The organism is Mycobacterium decipiens, from assembly GCF_963853665.1.
Taxonomy (GTDB): domain Bacteria; phylum Actinomycetota; class Actinomycetes; order Mycobacteriales; family Mycobacteriaceae; genus Mycobacterium; species Mycobacterium decipiens.
In genome coordinates, this window is sequence record NZ_OY970459.1 from 3,534,992 (window position 1) to 3,552,413 (window position 17,422).

Annotated in this window: 13 protein-coding genes and 3 pseudogenes; 3 read left to right on the forward strand and 13 right to left on the reverse strand. The window is 61.2% G+C overall.

Annotated elements, in window-relative coordinates:
* Window positions 1-20: 20 nt before the first annotated feature.
* Window positions 21-1,268, reverse strand: coding sequence for a glutamate-5-semialdehyde dehydrogenase (locus AADZ55_RS15555; protein WP_085324508.1), 1,248 nt, complete (start codon window positions 1,266-1,268; stop codon window positions 21-23).
* A gap of 81 nt (window positions 1,269-1,349) precedes the next feature.
* Complete coding sequence (locus AADZ55_RS15560) at window positions 1,350-2,285, reverse strand: hydrogen peroxide-inducible genes activator (RefSeq protein ID WP_085324507.1); 936 nt, start codon at window positions 2,283-2,285, stop codon at window positions 1,350-1,352.
* A gap of 104 nt (window positions 2,286-2,389) precedes the next feature.
* Between AADZ55_RS15560 and ahpC the strand changes: the two genes are divergently transcribed.
* The gene (ahpC, locus tag AADZ55_RS15565; protein ID WP_085324506.1) at window positions 2,390-2,977 is read left to right on the forward strand and encodes a peroxiredoxin AhpC; all 588 of its coding nucleotides are present in this window, start codon (window positions 2,390-2,392) and stop codon (window positions 2,975-2,977) included.
* 25 nt (window positions 2,978-3,002) lie between these two features.
* A complete protein-coding gene (locus AADZ55_RS15570) occupies window positions 3,003-3,539 on the forward strand; it encodes an alkyl hydroperoxide reductase (protein ID WP_085324505.1) in 537 nt (178 codons plus the stop codon).
* Between the two features lie 165 nt (window positions 3,540-3,704).
* Here AADZ55_RS15570 and AADZ55_RS15575 read toward each other — a convergent pair whose 3' ends face one another.
* From AADZ55_RS15575 to AADZ55_RS15610, 7 genes and pseudogenes are all read right to left on the reverse strand, one after another.
* The gene (locus AADZ55_RS15575; RefSeq protein WP_085324504.1) at window positions 3,705-5,459 is read right to left on the reverse strand and encodes a patatin-like phospholipase family protein; all 1,755 of its coding nucleotides are present in this window, start codon (window positions 5,457-5,459) and stop codon (window positions 3,705-3,707) included.
* A gap of 14 nt (window positions 5,460-5,473) precedes the next feature.
* Complete coding sequence (locus AADZ55_RS15580) at window positions 5,474-6,511, reverse strand: ATP-binding cassette domain-containing protein (protein ID WP_085324503.1); 1,038 nt, start codon at window positions 6,509-6,511, stop codon at window positions 5,474-5,476.
* 3 nt (window positions 6,512-6,514) lie between these two features.
* Window positions 6,515-7,564 (reverse strand): ABC transporter permease, encoded by a 1,050-nt coding sequence (locus AADZ55_RS15585; RefSeq protein WP_085324502.1) that lies wholly within the window; start codon window positions 7,562-7,564, stop codon window positions 6,515-6,517.
* A gap of 371 nt (window positions 7,565-7,935) precedes the next feature.
* The gene (locus tag AADZ55_RS15590) at window positions 7,936-8,202 is read right to left on the reverse strand and encodes a hypothetical protein (protein ID WP_133056406.1); all 267 of its coding nucleotides are present in this window, start codon (window positions 8,200-8,202) and stop codon (window positions 7,936-7,938) included.
* The gene (locus AADZ55_RS15595) at window positions 8,199-11,450 is read right to left on the reverse strand and encodes an ATP-binding protein (protein WP_085324500.1); all 3,252 of its coding nucleotides are present in this window, start codon (window positions 11,448-11,450) and stop codon (window positions 8,199-8,201) included. The genes AADZ55_RS15590 and AADZ55_RS15595 overlap by 4 nt, the downstream gene beginning before the upstream one ends.
* 372 nt (window positions 11,451-11,822) lie before the next feature.
* A pseudogene (locus AADZ55_RS15605) lies at window positions 11,823-12,075 on the reverse strand (IS30 family transposase); the annotation flags it as partial.
* Window positions 12,076-12,626: 551 nt separating this feature from the next.
* Entirely contained in the window at window positions 12,627-13,778 is a 1,152-nt protein-coding gene (locus AADZ55_RS15610) for a Rieske 2Fe-2S domain-containing protein (protein ID WP_085324498.1), read from the reverse strand.
* A 708-nt stretch (window positions 13,779-14,486) separates the two neighbouring features.
* Here AADZ55_RS15610 and AADZ55_RS15615 point away from each other — a divergent pair.
* Window positions 14,487-14,740: pseudogene (locus AADZ55_RS15615) on the forward strand (IS3 family transposase); the annotation flags it as partial.
* Window positions 14,741-15,016: 276 nt separating this feature from the next.
* Here AADZ55_RS15615 and AADZ55_RS15620 read toward each other — a convergent pair.
* The 4 genes and pseudogenes from AADZ55_RS15620 to AADZ55_RS15635 all read right to left on the reverse strand — a co-directional run bounded on the left by AADZ55_RS15620 (window position 15,017) and on the right by AADZ55_RS15635 (window position 17,224).
* Window positions 15,017-15,619 (reverse strand): PPE family protein, encoded by a 603-nt coding sequence (locus AADZ55_RS15620; protein ID WP_085324497.1) that lies wholly within the window; start codon window positions 15,617-15,619, stop codon window positions 15,017-15,019.
* Window positions 15,620-15,641: 22 nt separating this feature from the next.
* Window positions 15,642-15,850: pseudogene (locus AADZ55_RS15625) on the reverse strand (PE domain-containing protein); the annotation flags it as partial.
* 464 nt (window positions 15,851-16,314) lie between these two features.
* Window positions 16,315-16,899 (reverse strand): PPE family protein, encoded by a 585-nt coding sequence (locus AADZ55_RS15630; RefSeq protein ID WP_119184927.1) that lies wholly within the window; start codon window positions 16,897-16,899, stop codon window positions 16,315-16,317.
* 28 nt (window positions 16,900-16,927) lie between these two features.
* Window positions 16,928-17,224, reverse strand: a complete 297-nt coding sequence (locus AADZ55_RS15635) for a PE family protein (protein WP_085324495.1) — start codon at window positions 17,222-17,224, stop codon at window positions 16,928-16,930.
* Between the last annotated feature and the right edge of the window lie 198 nt (window positions 17,225-17,422).

Consider the following 17,422-nt stretch of genomic DNA (forward strand, 5'->3'; position numbering starts at 1 on the left):
TCTCCTCTTGCAAAAGGGGGTCAGGCCGGGCGCGTGTGGCCAGCACCCCACGCGATCCACTTGGTCGAGGTCAGTTCCGGCAGTCCCATCGGGCCGCGCGCATGCAGCTTCTGGGTGGAGATGCCGATCTCGGCCCCGAAGCCGAACTGCTCGCCGTCGGTAAACGCCGTGGACGCGTTGACCATTACCGCGGCGGCATCGACCTGTTCGGTAAATCGTTGGGCGGCAGCAAGATCGGTGGTCACAATTGCTTCGGTGTGTCCGGTGCCGTACTCGCTGACGTGGGCGATCGCAGCATCGACACCGTCGACCACAGCCACCGCGATATCCATCGAAAGGTATTCGCGGCGCAGGTCGGCGTCGTCGGGGTCCATGTGCACCGTGACACCCGCGTCTTGCAGAGCAGCCAGCAAGCGGGGCAACGCTCGCGCGGCGATCGCCGCATCGACCAGCAGCGTCTCGGCGGCGTTGCAGACGCTGGGCCGGCGGGTCTTGGAGTTCAGCAGGACGCGTTCGGCGACGTCCAGGTCGGCGGCCTCGTGCACATAGACATGACAATTGCCGACGCCGGTCTCGATGGCGGGCACCTGCGCATCACGCACGACCGCCTCGATCAGGCCCGCTCCCCCGCGCGGAATCACCACGTCGACCAAGCCGCGAGCCTGAATCAGGTGGGTGACGGTGGACCGGTCGGCAGACGACAGTAGCTGGACGGCGTCGGCGGGCAAATCCTGACCGACCAGCGCGGTACGCAACACCTTGACCAGAGCTTCGTTGGACCGAGCCGCCGAGGAGCTGCCGCGTAACAGTGCGGCATTGCCCGACTTGAGCGTCAACCCGAAGGCATCGACGGTGACGTTGGGGCGGCCCTCGTAAATCATGCCGACCACGCCGAGCGGCACGCGCTGCTGGCGCAGCGCAAGCCCGTTGGGCAGCGTGTAGCCGCGCAGTACTTCGCCGACCGGATCGCGCAGTCCCGCCACCTGCCGCAGGCCGGCGGCGATTCCGTCGATGCGTTGCGGGTTCAGGGCCAGCCGGTCGAGCATTGCCGCAGGGGTGTCCGCGTCCCGCGCCGCGTTCAGGTCTTCGGCGTTGGCGGCCAGGATCTGATCGGAGTGCGCCAGGATCTCGTCGGCAGCCGCATGCAGCGCGCGGTCCTTGACCGCTGTCGGCAGCGATGCCAGCCGGCGGGCGGCCACCCGGGCCCGGCGCGCGGCGTCGTGCACCTCTTGGCGCAAGTCGGGAAGCGACGGTGCTTGCACACTCATTACCCCAGGGTAACGGGCTTGCGCTGGCCAGGTAAGACGGCCCGTTCCGGGTGGGTGGTCAGCCATCCGGTTGGGTAGTTGCTATGCGATCAGGCGCACGTGGTGGTCATTTCTGACCAGCTCGCCGATAATCCCAGCGAGGCGCTGGTAGGACTCCTCGCGGCCACTAGAAGAGCGAAACACCAAGCCGATTCGTCGCGCTGGGCGGGGGGCGGCAAATTGGGCCACTTCAAGCCGGCTTCGCGTGGTCTCGACGGGGACCGCGGTCTGCGGAATCAGCGTCACCCCCAGTCCGCCGGTCACGCACTGCACGGCGGTGGCCAGCGACGCCGCCCGGGTGTTGGCCAGCTCGGCCCGCACACCTGCCTTACGGCAGACATCGAGCGTCTGGTCGCGTAGGCAGTGCCCCTCATCGAGTAACAGCAATGGCAGTTCGGACAGCGCGGTCAGCGACACACGCCGCTTGCCCGAAAGACGATGCCCTGGGGGGAGGGCAAGGACGAACTCTTCTTCATAGATCGGTATCTCGATGGCCCCACTGACATCGGCGGGCAAGGCGATCAGGGCTGCCTCCAATGCCCCTTCACGCAAGGCCGCCAACAGGCGATTGGTCTGATCTTCGACGACTTGCAAGACCAACGCCGGGAGCTGCAGCGCAAGCCCGGTCAAGATCGTCGGCAGCACGTATGGCGCCACTGTCGGGATCAGGCCGAGGCGCATGCTGCCTTGTAGCGGATCGGACGCCCCGGCCGCGGCGGCGGTGAACGCTTCAACAGCCTCGATCGCCGCTTGGGCGTGAGGCAGCAACCGTCTACCCTCCGTTGTCAAGAAGACTCGCCGCGTCGACCGCTCGACCAGGTGGACGCCGAGGCCGGTTTCCAGCCCGGCCAACGCCTGCGACAGCGTCGACTGACTGACACCGAGAACACCTGCGGCACTGCCGAAGTGCTGCTTTGCCGCCACCGCGGCGAATGCGCGAAGCCCGGCCAAAGTAGGCTGATATCTCTTATCGGTCATATCGATAAATATAGTGGGATATATCACCTTTGCCTGACGGCGACTTCACGGCACGATGGAGTGTCGCTACCAGATGTATTGCCCGCTTTGAGATGAGGAGAGTCATGCCACTGCTAACCATTGGCGATCAGTTCCCCGCCTACCAGCTCACCGCGCTGATCGGCGGTGACCTGTCCAAGGTCGACGCCAAGCAACCCGGTGACTACTTCGCCACCATCACCAGTGACGAGCACCCGGGCAAGTGGCGGGTGGTGTTCTTCTGGCCGAAGGACTTCACGTTCGTGTGCCCAACCGAGATTGCGGCGTTCGGCAAGCTCAACGACGAGTTCGAGGACCGGGACGCCCAGATCCTGGGGGTTTCGATCGACAGCGAATTCGTGCACTTCCAGTGGCGTGCACAGCACGACGACCTCAAGACATTGCCCTTCCCGATGCTCTCGGACATCAAGCGCGAACTCAGCCAGGCCGCGGGCGTCCTCAATGCCGACGGTGTGGCCGACCGCGTCACCTTTATCGTCGACCCCAACAACGAGATCCAGTTCGTCTCGGCCACCGCCGGTTCGGTGGGACGCAACGTCGATGAGGTGCTGCGAGTCCTCGACGCCCTCCAATCCGACGAGCTTTGTGCATGCAACTGGCGCAAGGGCGACCCGACGCTAGACGCTGGCGAACTCCTCAGGGCTTCGGCATAACGCGGATCTGGTTGGCAGGGAAATCATGAGCGTAGAAGATCTCAAGGCCGCGCTACCTGAGTACGCCAAGGACATCAAGCTCAACCTGAGCTCAATCACCCGCAGCAGCGTGCTCGACCAGGAGCAGCTGTGGGGAACCCTGCTAGCCAGCGCCGCAGCGACACGAAATCCGCAGGTATTGGCTGACATTGGCGCTGAAGCGGCCGATCATCTGTCGGCTGAGGCCCGCCACGCGGCTCTCGGAGCCGCGGCCATAATGGGCATGAACAACGTGTTCTACCGTGGCCGCGGCTTCCTTGAGGGCCGGTACGACGACCTGCGGCCCGGACTGCGGATGAACATCATCGCCAATCCGGGCGTGCAGAAAGCCAATTTCGAGCTGTGGTCCTTCGCAGTGTCCTCGATTAACGGGTGCTCGCATTGCCTCGTCGCCCATGAGCACACGCTGCGCGAGGAAGGTGTGGACCGAGAGGTGATCCTTGAAGCGCTGAAAGTTTCAGCAATCGTTTCAGGCGTTGCGCAAGCGCTGGCCACAAACGAGGCGCTAACCAGCCGCACGTAAGTAAGCCGGCCGCACCCAATCTCGTGTGCCTTCACTTGCGGGCATGAACAAGACACTAGCCTGGAAGCGGAACACATCGCGGATAAGCCGACTAGCCCGCTCCGCTACCGGCTGCTAAGCCGCTGATTCTCCCGCTCAACCTCCTTGAGCCGTTGGGGCACGGGCTCAGCCAACAAGTTGTGGATATGCCTTGAGGGCTGATCGGGTTGCGATCCGTCCGGCATCCAGGGCGGCATCGATCTGATCGAAGTCAAGTGGACCGATTGCTGAGACATCCGGCTCGATTACGGCAGCAACACGAGGGAGCTCACGCGGGTTCGCACTGGAGGCCGCGAGTTCGAAGGCGCGCAGTAGTGTCTCTTGCAGTGGTGGTAGGGCGACGTCCGTGCCCGTCAAGAGCCGCCGGACGAACCCAGGAAGTGGAACAATCGGTGGCAGCAAACCAAAGCCCTTCGACGGCACGTACTTTCGCCGCAGATCGACACATATGACTTCACCGTCTGGGTCGGCGCACATCACGTCTGCCGGGAGGTTGTTCAACAGGCCACCGTCGACGAGGATCTCGTCACCACGTTGAACTGGCGGAAGGATACCGGGGATCGAGATCGATGCGCGCACGGCCGTCCCGAGAGGGCCGCGCCGATGGATAATCTGATCACCTGTGATCATGTCCGCAGAGACGCAAAAGAACGCCTTTGGTAGATGCTCGATTAAAGTCTCGCCGCAGATCCGCTCTGCCAGGAGCTCCACGCGCCGCCCGCGCGTTAAGGCAACCGCAGGGATCGTGTAGTCGCCGAGTGGGTTGTTTTGTGCAATGAACTCTCGTCCGATCGTTATCGCATCCTGGGCGTCCATTCCGAGCGCGAAGGCCGCAGCGGCGATAGCACCGGAACTCGTTCCGCCAAATCGATCGATAACGACGCCTGCCCGGGTGAGTTCTTCGTAGACACCGAAATGCGTGAGTCCCCGCGCTCCGCCACCTGCCATCACGAGACCTAGGGACCGGCCGGCGATTCTGCGGATTAGAGCGCCGATACCATCGTCGTTGGCGGGGTGATGCGACACCACCTGTGGCAGATCCCACCAGCTCGGACCAGGATCTGCCGTGCACGTCATCAGGTGTACTGGCCCTCGCTTCGGCAGTAGGCCGATCGCTTTAGGAGGACGGGTTTCGTCCACCAAGACCACGAGCCGATCACATTGCGCGGCGACCTGTCGTCGCCAGAGATCCCCTGCATCTCGGTCGGCCACTACCAAGACCCAGTCGTTGCTCCGCTCCGCTCGACCGAGGCTCTCACTAAACGCTCCAACGAGCTCACTGAAATTCTCGGCTGCATTGCTTATGCTCGTAGGCGCAGCGATCACGGCGACCTTACCGTAGGAGCGCAATTGGGTCGCCATTGTGTCGGCGATCTGGCCAACCGGGGCGGCACTCCCAGCCGACAGTATGCCGATGACCCGCGGACGACCAGAGGCGTTCCGAGATCGTGACTCGCGAAGCATCATCGCCATCGCTCGCAGCATCACCAATTGCAGTCGCGGAGTCGTTGCCAGAACCGCGCGGAATGCGTCAGCGGCTATTCCCCAGACGACGCTATCTCTAAGAGCCTGTACGCCGGCCGAGCGGGCAGTGCCGGCGATTACGCCCAACTCTCCGATTGAATCACCGGATGCCATCTCACGAATCACCTGTCCGTCGGCGCCAACAGCTATGAACCGCCCATAGTCAACGACATAAATGGTGTTCGATGGATCTCCGGCGCGAAAGAGCCACTCGCTGGCAGGGATGTGGCGGCGATCTAGGGCTCCCAGGAGTCGATCGAGTTGTTCGTTATCGATGTCAGCGAGTAGCGGAATCCTCCGCAGCGCAGCTCGTTCTTCAGAACGACGCCGCCTGGACAGCTGCCGGTTGGCGCTCACGAGGGGTGATCCTGCTACCCCGACCTACCAACGGATTCGCGAGACCTTCCGCCAATTTTTGCTGCCGCGCCAAGCTTGCGGTGTTCGACCAAGTCACGCGGGTCCGCCGCGCTGAAATGCTCGCGCAATGCCTGGGCCGTGTAACCAATGGCTGTCGCGTCGGTGCGGGCGCGCACGGTCGCCGAGCGCGGTAGGTGACACAGCACACCGATCTCGCCGAAGTAGTCTCCGGGCACTGCCACCTTTACCAATTCCTCTCCACCATCGGCCAATTCGCGCACAATCTCAAATTCACCGTCGGAGATTACGTAGATCAGTTCGCCCGTTGTGGATTGCTTGAACAGCACCTCACCAGCTTTCACGTGCACCAGCTCGGGTTCCCGCTTCGTCGGCGCGCTTGCGGGAACCAGCTGTACGACGTGGTCGGCCATTGGCAGCATGCGGCTATCGTGGGTGGCGACCACCACCACCCGTTCGCCCTGCGCAAGCGAGCGGATCAGCCGCAGCACCTCCTCTACCTGTATGAAGTCGAGGTGCGCGGTCGGTTCGTCGGCCAGGATCAACGGCGGATCCAGTGCTATCGCGCGCGCGACGGCAACGCGTTGCTGCTGCCCACCGCTTAAGTCACCTGGTCGGTGCTTCATTCGCTCCGCGAGATTGACCCGGGCCAACAGTTCCTCGGCGCGCCGACGCGCGGATGCACGTGACATACCTGCCGCGCGCATCGGAATCGTCACGTTCTCGACGGCGGTAAGGCTCGGCACCAAATTGAAGGCCTGGAACACGATGCCGACCGTGTCGCGTCGGTACGTTGCCAACGCGCTGCCCTCGAGTCCTGTGATGTCGCGACCATCGAACTTGATTGCCCCTGACTTCGGACGCAGAATCCCGCCCAGACAGGACAACAACGTCGTCTTCCCGCAGCCACTTGGGCCAAGCAGGATTACCAGCGACCCAGCCGAAACCTCCAAGCTCAAGCCATTAATCGGCCGCACGGCGTATCCACCGCTGGAATACTCGACGACAAGGTCTTGAATGCTCAGATCACCCATGATTCAGGGACCTCCAAACGCAATCGCCGGATCTACCGCCACCGCCCGTCTGAGTCCAGCAATGCTGGCAAGTAGTCCGATCACACACGCGATGACCGGCAGCGCCATGTAGCCATTCATAGGCACCACCACAGTCACGGGGAACAATGGTGCCAATCCCCACGAAAGGATGATGCCCACCACCGCCGCGAGCAGCGCAACGACCACCGCCTGCAGCGCCAGCCCGGCCAGAATCGACCGCGTCGGCACACCCGTCGCTTTGAATACCGCAAAGTCACGCAAGCGCTCGAGTGCGGAAAGATACACTGCCGATCCGACGATCAGCACCGCCACGATCCACAGCAGAACCGCCATGAGCGTGATCGCATCCACCGCAACCTTCAGCGGGCGCATCAGGTCGTTGACACCAGCCGATTTGTCGAGGGATTGATAGCCGTTTGGGAGCCGTTCAGCTACGCCTTTGATCCCGATCGACGTGATCATTGCCTGGCCGTTGTAGGCCAGCCTTTGCAGGCCCTCGTTGGTAAGAAAGACGTTGGGCGTCTTCGGTAGTGCCATGGAATTGGGCACGACGCCGACGATCCGCAAGGTGCGCGAACCGACCTGTGCCTCGTCGCCCACCTGGCGGCCCAGTGTGCTCGACACAGCAACCTCGTCCGGCGTCGATGGTGCCCGCCCCTGCGTGATCCGCGGCATGCCGGGTCCGCGCTCCGGGGCCCCGAAAGCCGTGGCGTTTTGCGTTGACGAGCCCTCTCTGATCGTCGTCGGTGCGCACGCCATCGGAACTGCCGTCATGACACCGGGCATACTAGCTACCCGGCTCACATCCACTGGCGGAAAAGGTGTCGCACCGAGGAACGGTCCGGACGCGCCACTCTTGACCACGAAGGCGTCGACCCCCAAGGAATCAACGGTTCGCTGCGCCTGCACCCGAAATCCGTGTGCAAGTCCGGTCAATACGAGCGTCATTGCGAAGATCAGTCCGGTGCTAACGACCGCGACAACAAGGCGCCGCACTCGCCATTGCATATCACGCAAGGCTGCCAACAGCATAGCGGCGACACTAACACTTCTTCTCACGCCGTGTCCGCCAAAATCCGTGCTGCCACAGCAAATACGCATTGCGCCACGACAAGATACGCATCGACATACGACAAAATACGCATTGACGCATGAAAGCATTCGCACTAGCATCTCTTCGGCGCTCCCGTTGATTCATGTCATCAGATGCTGGCGTAGCCGTGATCCACCGATGCGGTTCGTGGCGTAGGAATTCGATCGCGTGGTTTGTGGTGCAGGTTGGGGTTCGTGGCCTTCGGCAGCTTGATTGTTGCGAAGCATTCAGGCGACGAAGGGAGCAGACTGCGGCGGTGTGACCAGCGTGTGGGTGGTCTCGGCGTTCGGTCAAGGACCGATCGCACGGGTCAGCCGGAAGGTTTAGCAACCATTGCTAACCGTCTGGTGACGGTGCGACAGTCCGCGGGTTGCACAGCGTGCTCGGTGAGCACGCTGTGCAACGAATCGGCCTTGCTGGTGGGTTCGAGGATCCGGGCCAACACCAGATCACGAAATGCCTCATCACCGCCGATGGCGGTGTCCGAGCGCAGGATCCGTAGACAGTCGACAACGCCTGCCACAACCTTCGGCCAGGCGTTGGCGACCAGCGGCACGCCACGAGCGCCTCCGCTCACACTGACAGCGTCTGACGACGTGCTTCAGCTAGCCACCCGGCCATGTCCATTCGCTCGAACAGTTCAGTGGCCTGTTTCAAGGCGGCGCTGGCCGTTGTCACGTCGCCGCGCTTTAGAAGAACTTTCGACCGATAAAAGTGCGCTTGTGCCAGGAACGGACGTTGCCCTCTCGCCTTGGCAAGTTCGATGCTTTGTTGGAAGTGCGTGTCAACAACCTCAGACTTGGCTCCCGTGTTCGATGCAACGATCGCTTGCGCCCAGTACGCCCAGTGCTCGTATCCCGCGCACGTACGTACACAACCTTGCAGGCACGATTCGGCCGCCCGCAAAGACTCCTCGTTTCGTCCGACTTCGGCGCAACAGAGTGCTAGCGGTCCGAATACCCGTGAATAGAGCTCATAGATGGTTCCTTGTCTTGCGATCTCCGCCATTTCTTCCAACTGGGCGATGCCGCGGTGACGCTCGCCCAACATGAACTGGGCCTGGGCAACCACGGAACCCGCTACGCTGACAATGAGCATTTTGTCGACGCCCCGCGCGTAGGTGAGGGCTCCACTGGCCTCCAGGATGGCCGAGTCCCAGCTGCCTTGCAGAATAAGTGTGAGCCCCGACCAATAGTGCGATAGCCATTGTCGGGTGAGGGCATCGCACGCGCGCGCAGCCACTAAGGCTCTTTCGGTCGCCTCTCTCGCACTTTCGAACTCCCCGAGGTGCGCGTAGCTATTATTCAGGAGGTTTGCGGCATGAGCGCATCCGAGGAGTTCGCCTGCTTCTCGATGTAAGGCATAGCCCGTTTCGAGGTGTTTCACCGACTCCCGGAATTTAGCCGCATGATTTGCAACGAATCCAAGGCCGGAAACGCCGTGGGCTTCGAGTACCTTCAGGTTGCAGCGTTGTCCTATCGTCTGGCAGCGTGCGTAGAGTCGCTTCGCGGCTGACAAGTTCCCTCCAAAAATGTTCAGGAAACCGATCAAGCGAGACAACTGTGCGCTCTCCACGTCGAGGCCAAGGTCCTCGGCATGGCCGAGCGCGGTCTCGAGCACGGGTATAACGACGTCGGGAGGCGCAGAGTAGACGCTAATCTCCCCCCACTTCAACGTGAGTTCGACGAGTTTTCGCCTTTTCGCCTCGGTTTGTTCGGCCGCAGCAACCCGTCGTAGGGCATGTTCGTAATGAGCACGTGCATCCACCAGCGCGAAACGACCGGTCGCCTTGTCCCCTGCTAGCTCCAGATATCGGGTTGCCCGATCGGATGCATCGCTTCGATCGTAGTGAAACGCGAGAACCTCGAGGTGTTCTTCCAGACGCGCCGCATAAAGTTCTTCGATGGCCTCAGCGACCAGCTGATGAAGCGCGGCACGCCGCTTGCGCAGGATCGTATCGTAGGTGACTTCTTGCGTGATGGCATGCTTGAACTGGCAGGACTGTTCCGGGCTGCTTCGAAGAAATTGGATGAGATCATTCCTACTGAGATTCTGTAGCAATGACGGCAACTTCTCACGGTCGGCAAGTACCCGATCCAGTATCGGCACCAGGAACTCCCGACCAATCACCGACGCAGGCCCTAAGACCGCCCTGGAGGCACGGTCCAATCTATCCAGCTTGGCGCGAATCAGGGCTTGGACGGTTTCAGGGATGGTGACGTTCTTAAGACCCCGTTGAAGTGTCACGCGGCCATCGACCACTCGCACGATGCCCTGATCCCGCAACAGTTCACACAGCTCTTCGACAAAGAACGGATTGCCGGATGAGCGCTGCAGGATATCTTCTGTCAGCATATCGGGCAATTCGTCGGCGCCGTAGATGGCTCGGATCATCGACTGGGTGCCGCTTTGGTCCAATGGCCCGAGTTCGATTTCGGTGTCAGAAGTACCGTGCCAGGCCGGCAGGTAATCCGCCCGGTAGTTGACGACGAGCAGGGCCGAAGCAGCTCGAACAGTGTCCACGATGTGCATCAAGGCCACATCGGATGCCTCGTCCGCCCATTGCCAGTCTTCCAGCAACAGGATCAGAGGTTGTCGGCGCCCGAGTGCGGCAAGGGTGGCCGAAAGTGCGGCATGAATGTTGCGTTGTAGCCCCTCACCAGAGAGTTCATTAGGAACCGAGTATTGGTCGCTTGGAATCGACAGTATGCGCAACAGAGCAGGCAAATACTCATCACGCCCAGCGTTGAGCGCCAGCACAGCGTCGACGACCTTTTGCCGCATTGTCGTCGGCGAATCAATATCATCGATTCCAAACGCCAGCCTCAACAGCTCCGTGAAAGGAAGGTAGGCAGCATGCTGTTCATGAGATTGACAGCGACCACGCAGAATCGAGAAATCCAATACCTGATGCTGCACACGGTGCAGAAACTCCGCGACCAAACGGCTCTTGCCGACACCCGCCTCGCCGTGAATGGTAACAAATCGCCCCTGACCTGCTCTCGCTTTCAAAAAAGCCGAGTGCAACGCCAGCAGTTCTTTCTCTCGTCCCGCATATGGCGTGAAGCCCTTGAGTTCTGCCGCCTCAAAGCGAGTCTGGACGGCCGTCTTTTTCACAACGCGATGTGGCACCATGCCTTCGGACTTGCCCTTCATATGGATCAGGCCGACCGGCTCCGTTTGGAAGTATGGTGCTACCAACCGTTGAGTCACAGGACTCACTAGTATTTCGTCATTGTTGGCCGCGGCCAACAACCGGGCACCCGTATTAACGACGTCACCGGTAATACCGAACTTGCCATCCCGCTGATCACGCAGGCTCGTCACGATAAGGCCCGAGTTAATCCCGGTATGCATACCTAGCGTTTGACCGACGTCTTTTTCAACCTCCGCGTTCAGTTCGCGAACAAACGTGTGTAGTTCCAGCGCGGCGTGGACCGCGCGACAGGGATCATCTTCGTGGGCGCGTGGGATACCAAACAGCGCGACCACCTCGTCCCCAACGAACTGGTTTACGGTTCCGCCGCGGCTTTCAACGATGCGAATTGCCGCCGTCTTAATGCGATGCATGATCGCTTCAACCTCTTCAGGGTCGAGGCGCTCATTCATAGCCGTATAACCAGACAGGTCCGAGAACATGATCGTTGCGCAACGACGTTCTCCCGTCTCGGGATACACGGTCGCATTCTCCAAATCAGCAAGCTGCTTTCGTAACGCCGCCAACGCCGATTCAACCGCAACCGCAGGCAATATCGATCGCCGCGCCTCCAACGCATCAATTGCGTCTATTAAGTCCCGAATTTTCTCAATGCGATTCGCATCCACAAATTCTCCCCCAGTTTCGATACATGGCTAGTTATTCTAGCGTCCATTCTACGACTAATCGACCGGTTTCGTACGAGTCATTGCGCGCAGCACTCGGCCTCGGCTTCTGTGGGTGTGCGGGGCCCCGAGGCGCTGCACGAGCCATTGTTCGTTGTACCAACTCACCCACGCCGACGTGATGTTCTCCAGGTCGGCTGGGGCGCGGATCGGTCCGACGCGAAAACGGGAAACCCTCGCGGACGCACTCGGCATTGTACGGGCCGATCGTCGCTTTCCAGAGCGTGTCAGGCGTCCCCGACGTTTCCGAACGACGGCCTGAGCCATTCAAGCGTCCATACCTCGCCGCAATGTATTGCAGTGTACTGGGCGGATTCAACCTGTCGTCGCAACACCATGTCGTGGACTCGAGTGTAGTGGGTCGGCAAGCACTTCCGTCGGTGTCATCCACCCGAGTGATTTCCGGGGGCCGGTTGTTGAGTGGATCAGCCACCGATTGAACTTCTCGCCGGTCATATCGCGCTAGATCGGTCCCCTTCGAAAAATATTGGCGCAGAAGTCCATTGGTGTTCTCGTTTGTCCCGCGCTGCCACGGACTGTGGGGATCGCAGAAGTAGACACTGATCCCCTCGATCCCCCTCGGGTGGCGGGTATGGCTCAGGTCTCGGCGACTACTCCAAAAATAGGGCCGCGCTGACGCTTTGCCCCGATACCAGACCCCCGACAGTTGCGTCGGATCGGGTCTACCAGGCTGGCGACATGGCTGAAGGCACGCGGCTGCCTAACGGCGCCACTGTCGGACGCGAACGGTCTCCCACATTCCCATCCTCGTCACGGATCACCCGGATAGCTTTTCCTGCACATACTTTCGAGGTCGAGAGTGCATAGCGCTCCTAGCCGGCTTCGGCCGCCTTGCAGCGTGGCCAGCTGTTCCACTGCGCGGTCGACGTGCGACATTCGAGCTTGCCGTTGCGAGTGGCGGCGTTGCGCCGGAACTCCCGCAAGCTCGTCAACCGAGATCGCCTGAGGCGGTCGTTATGATGCACATATTCACGGCCTTCGGCCCGCATCATGGCGATCTGCTCCCGTTCGGAACGGCACAGGCATCTCCATGGCCTTGGGGGGGGCGCTTCCCAAAATGGAGTGCAGGTCGGTTGGCGCTTGCGGCCGCATCGCCCTCTATCGGGACACGGTGATTCGGCGTCCGGCGGAGAGCTTGGTACGCGCCGGCCCGCAGAAGAGGTGGACCAGCGAATCGGGCGGGAACTGCTCGGCCCGCGCCTCGATGTGTCTCCGGAGCATCTCGCGCATCGCCACGATACCGGCGTCGAACGGTGTGACACGTATGTCCTCGGGGTCGACCATGCGCGTCTCGCTGAGGACCCGGGCGTCCTCGCCACCGATGTGACGCTCAAGAAAGTAGTGAAGTCCGCGCCGCTGCAGCGCCCGGACGACAGGGTTGCGGCGATCACGCGGCCCGAACGCGGTTTTGACGAACGCACCCGCGTACACGAACTGAAGTTCGTCGCGGGACGACGGGTTAATCGCCGTCCAGTACTCCACGGAGTGGTTGCCGAGTGGGCTCCAGGATTCGAGGCGGTACTTCTGGCAGAAGGGCGCCGCCAGGTCGATTGTGACGCGTACCCGGTCGGGGCGCATACCACCGGCGCCCGCGAGGAGAAGGAATACCGCCAGGCCAGGCGAGTACAACCGTCGGCGCAGGCTGACGTCCTCAACGTGGTATTCGAACTGCAGCCAGCGTGGGATGGGGAACACGCTGTCGGGAAAGAGTTCAACAGTGGCCACCGAGCCGACGCGCGACGGTCGGTCAGCGCCGCCGCCGAACAACGTCTTGCCGTGCAGGTAGATGCCATGCGGCAAGTCGAGGAAGTGGTCCATCCAGACGCGGATGTCGCCCCGGACCGGGAAGAAGCCGACGCCGGCGACCTCGCGATCATCCTCGCCGAGCAGACTCACCGGGAACGGTGCTTGCCGTTCATCCTCAGTGGAGATCCAGATGAGGCCAAGGGCTTCGCGCACGTGGTAGCGGCGGACCCGGCAACCCGCCCGGAACGCGTCATCGACTTGAAAGACGTCAGGGATGCTGGTGCAGGATCCTTCACTATTGAAACAAAACTGATGGTAGGGGCAACGTACCGTCTCACCACAGACGTTGCCCAAAGACAGCGGCGCACCGCGATGAGCGCACGCGTCGTGCAGTGCCGCGATCCGTCCTGACGCGGTCCTGAACAGTGCGACCGGCGAGCCCCAGTACACGACCTGTTCGGGTTTTTCACCGAGTTTGCTAGTTTCAAATACGGGCACCCACATGGGCGTTCCACCTTTAGGATTGGGCTACACAATTTCGCCGAAATTCAGATCTGGCGCGCCCGCCGCCCTGAGGAACGCAAGGCGTGCGGATCGAACCCGCCCAGGGTGCCGTGTGCAACGTATGGCAGGCATCGAAACCGCGCCGAACGAAGTGCCGTCGGAATGCGGGGGTGGCCAGGGCGGGTCCATTCGAAAATGGGCAGTCAGGAACCTCGGCTAGGTCGCGCTGCAGGCCCCCGATCATGCGCTGCACCCAATTCGGATGTGAGGGTAGCCAAGTTCTCGCTTGACCGAGCGGTGGTGTACGGGGCGTGATCGAGTTACAGACGATGCTTCCGTGACCGTTGATATTTCGGATCCACCCCGCCCACAGCCAAACCCGAACGTCGCCAACAATACACCGGCGGCCGCTGCACCGGTGCCCCCAAACACCTGCACACTACAGCGTTGGTTCCGTCATTCGGCGATGATAATGCTATTCGAACTCGGCGCTGCTACGCAATACCCGCGCGTTGACTCACCCAAAAATGCGCGCGTAGCCCCATTCGTTGACTCACTTGAGATTCGTTGATTCACTTGAGAGTTCGCACCTCCGGCCTGCTTACTCGGCGAACAAGGAACCGCTGTTCAGGCCCCTGACGATGGGGCTGGTGATGAGTCAAAGCAAAACTGTCACAAGACGATCCTGACCCGCTATCAGAGAGCTGAGAGCACCTGATCGATGAATTGGACTGCCTGGCTACCCGGCGGCGGTGTCCATCCCACTGCCTCGCGATGTGACAACGGACCGAATTAATTTGCAGGGCAATGGCTGATTGGGCTCGAGGCCAGGTCGGTCGACACTTCATCCCACCGGGTGAGCCGTGGTGCGACGGGTACATCGAGTCGTTCAACTCGCATATCCCTGGAAACACGACCACAACCACTACCGGCGGCATGTCTCGCCGGGCCACCAACCGCCCGTGGACCAGTTCACCGAGTCCGGTCACTCGCCCCGATTCTGGGGCCTCAGACTCCCAGAGGAATTGGCCCGCACCGGAGGGCTCACGTCACCAAGGCGTGACACGTCAGCGGGTGAACGCTAGTGACTCAGCGTCCGACACCTCACACACGAAGAGACCACGGCGCTTGGCCGCGCTCAGCGAACGCCCCGCCGGTCCACAGCAGCTGTGCATGGGCCAGACGCACGCATGACCGCAAATCGTATCGGCCAACCACCATCACGGCGAAGCGGATATCTAGGTGCCTGTACGAGATGGCACCATAGCAGCTGGCTCCGCCGTGCCAAGCGACACCGGTGCGACCAATCCGGTTTTGTTGGCGATCGGCGGCGGCGGCTTCCACGGAGTCAACTGCGCCAACGCTTCCGACACGCGAAGCCGATAGTCCCTCATCACCTCACCGTCCTCGTCCCAGAAGTCTTCATATTGCTGGTCGAGGTCGGCGATTTGCGCATTGTATCGCCCGAGCGCGTTGTTTCTGATCAGCATCCGCCGCTCAGCACGGTTGGTGTAGATCTGCGCCGGAGGCACTACCTGGTGATATGCCCATTCATAGGCCCGCTCGATTTCGTAGATCTGCATCTCGACCTCATGCAGCTGCTCACAGAGCTCATTCAGCCACCTGACAAACGGCTTGGTCGCCTCCATCACCTGCGTCGCCGCGGGACCCTGCCAGGCGTCCATCAGACACAGTAGCGTTCGGCTGAACATCCTTTGCACGGCCGTCATCTCGCTACCCAACGACCTCCACGCATGGGCAGCAACCCATATCGAGTCAGGACCCGGCCCAGCATGCATGTTGCCGGAGTTGACCTCCGGCGGGTTCGCTTCGAAATGCATTTGTTGTTCGTTGTTCCTTCCGGCTCGCAACGACTGTCGTGACTCGATACTTCCTCGCGTACTCGACCAGGAACGTCGCCGCCCTCACCGGCACCAGATCTGCAGCGGGGGCCGCGCAGCGGTTGTCGCCGGGGCCGTCTGAGCATCGCTTTCAATCGCACGATCGCGAATCCCTCGCACGCTCGTAGCCGCCAACGTCAACGCCTCGGGATTTGTGATCAAAAGTGACATGCCGACTCCATTCCGTGATTGTCCGCCCCCCCAACATTTGCACCGGGCTGATCAACCACCGGTTGCTTGCGCTATCAACCACCCGCGTCTGGTGCCTGTCTTTAATTAGTCGGATTTGCAGTAGTTTACGCGGAACTGACACGACCCGATTATTCCCCCCAAGTTGACGTCCAAAGCAGTCGGGACGTACGGCATCACGCCGAAATACCACTGGGCGTCCGCGGCCATTGGAGGCGCTCGAAGCCGCGATCTTCATCGACACCCCGGGCGCGAAGGTCCGCGAACGACTGTCACCAGTCTGCGATCACCTGCAGGGCCTGCCGACGTGCTCACTGAGGCCGCGATGACAGGCACGCCAAGTCTTGTCGAGCCCGATCGCGTTCTAACACAGCGCATTACCGAACGCATCGCTGCAAATCGTATCGGCAAACCACCATCACGGCGAAGCGGAGACCAGCGGAGATCTAAGCGCCTGTGCGAGACAACACGGTACTAAGTGGCGCCGGTGCGACCAATCCGGTTTTGTTGGCGATCGGCGGCGGCGGCTTCCACGGAGTCAACTGGGCCAACGCATCCGACACACGAAGCCGATAATCCCTCATCACCTCACCGTCCTCGTCCCAGAAGTCGTCATATTCCTGGTCGAGGTCGGCGATGGCCGCATTGTTTTGCCCGAGCACGTTGTTGTTGATCAGGAGCCACTTCTCAGCACGGTTGCGATAGATTTGCGTCGGGTGCACCACCTCGCGACGTGCCCATTCATAGGCCCGCTCGATTTGGTAGATCTGCATCTCAACCTCAGACAGCTGCTCACAGAGCTCGGCCAGCCACCTGACAAACGGCTTGGTCGCCTCCATCACCTGCGTCGCCGCGGGACCCTGCCAGGCGTCCATCAGACACAGTAGCGTTCGATTGAACATCCTCTGCACGGCCGTCATCTCCGTATCCAACGACCTCCAGGCACTCGCGGCGGCCCACAACGAGTCAGGACCCGGGCCGGCATACATGTTGCCGGAGTTGACCTCCGGCGGGTTCGCTTCGAAATGCATGTGTTTGTTCGTTGTTCCTTCCGGCTCGCTAAATGGTCTTGATGTTGTCGGCCTCGGTGGTCGCATACTTACCGGCGCCAGTGGTCAAGGCGAGCGCAAACTCCTCAAGAACCACCGCCGCCGCTGCGATGGTCTGCCGATACTTCCTGGCGTAATCGACCAGGAACGTCGCCGCCCTCGCCGACACCAGATCGGCAGCGGGGGGCCGCACAGCGGTTGTCGCCGGGGCCGCCTCAGCATCGCTTTGAATCGCACGATCGCGAATCCCTCGCACGCTCGTAGCCGCCAACGTCAACGCCTCGGGATTTGTGATCAAAAATGACATGCCAACTCCACTCCGTGATTAACGAACCCCCAATTGGACCGGGCTGACCAACTACCAGTAGTTTGCGCTGTCAACTACCTACATTGAGGAAGTGCAACGACTTCACTGGCATAGTTATGCGACAGACCGAAGGGGTCAGTTCCGCGTAAACTGCTGCAAATCCGACCAATTCAAGATAGACACCGCGACCCGATGATT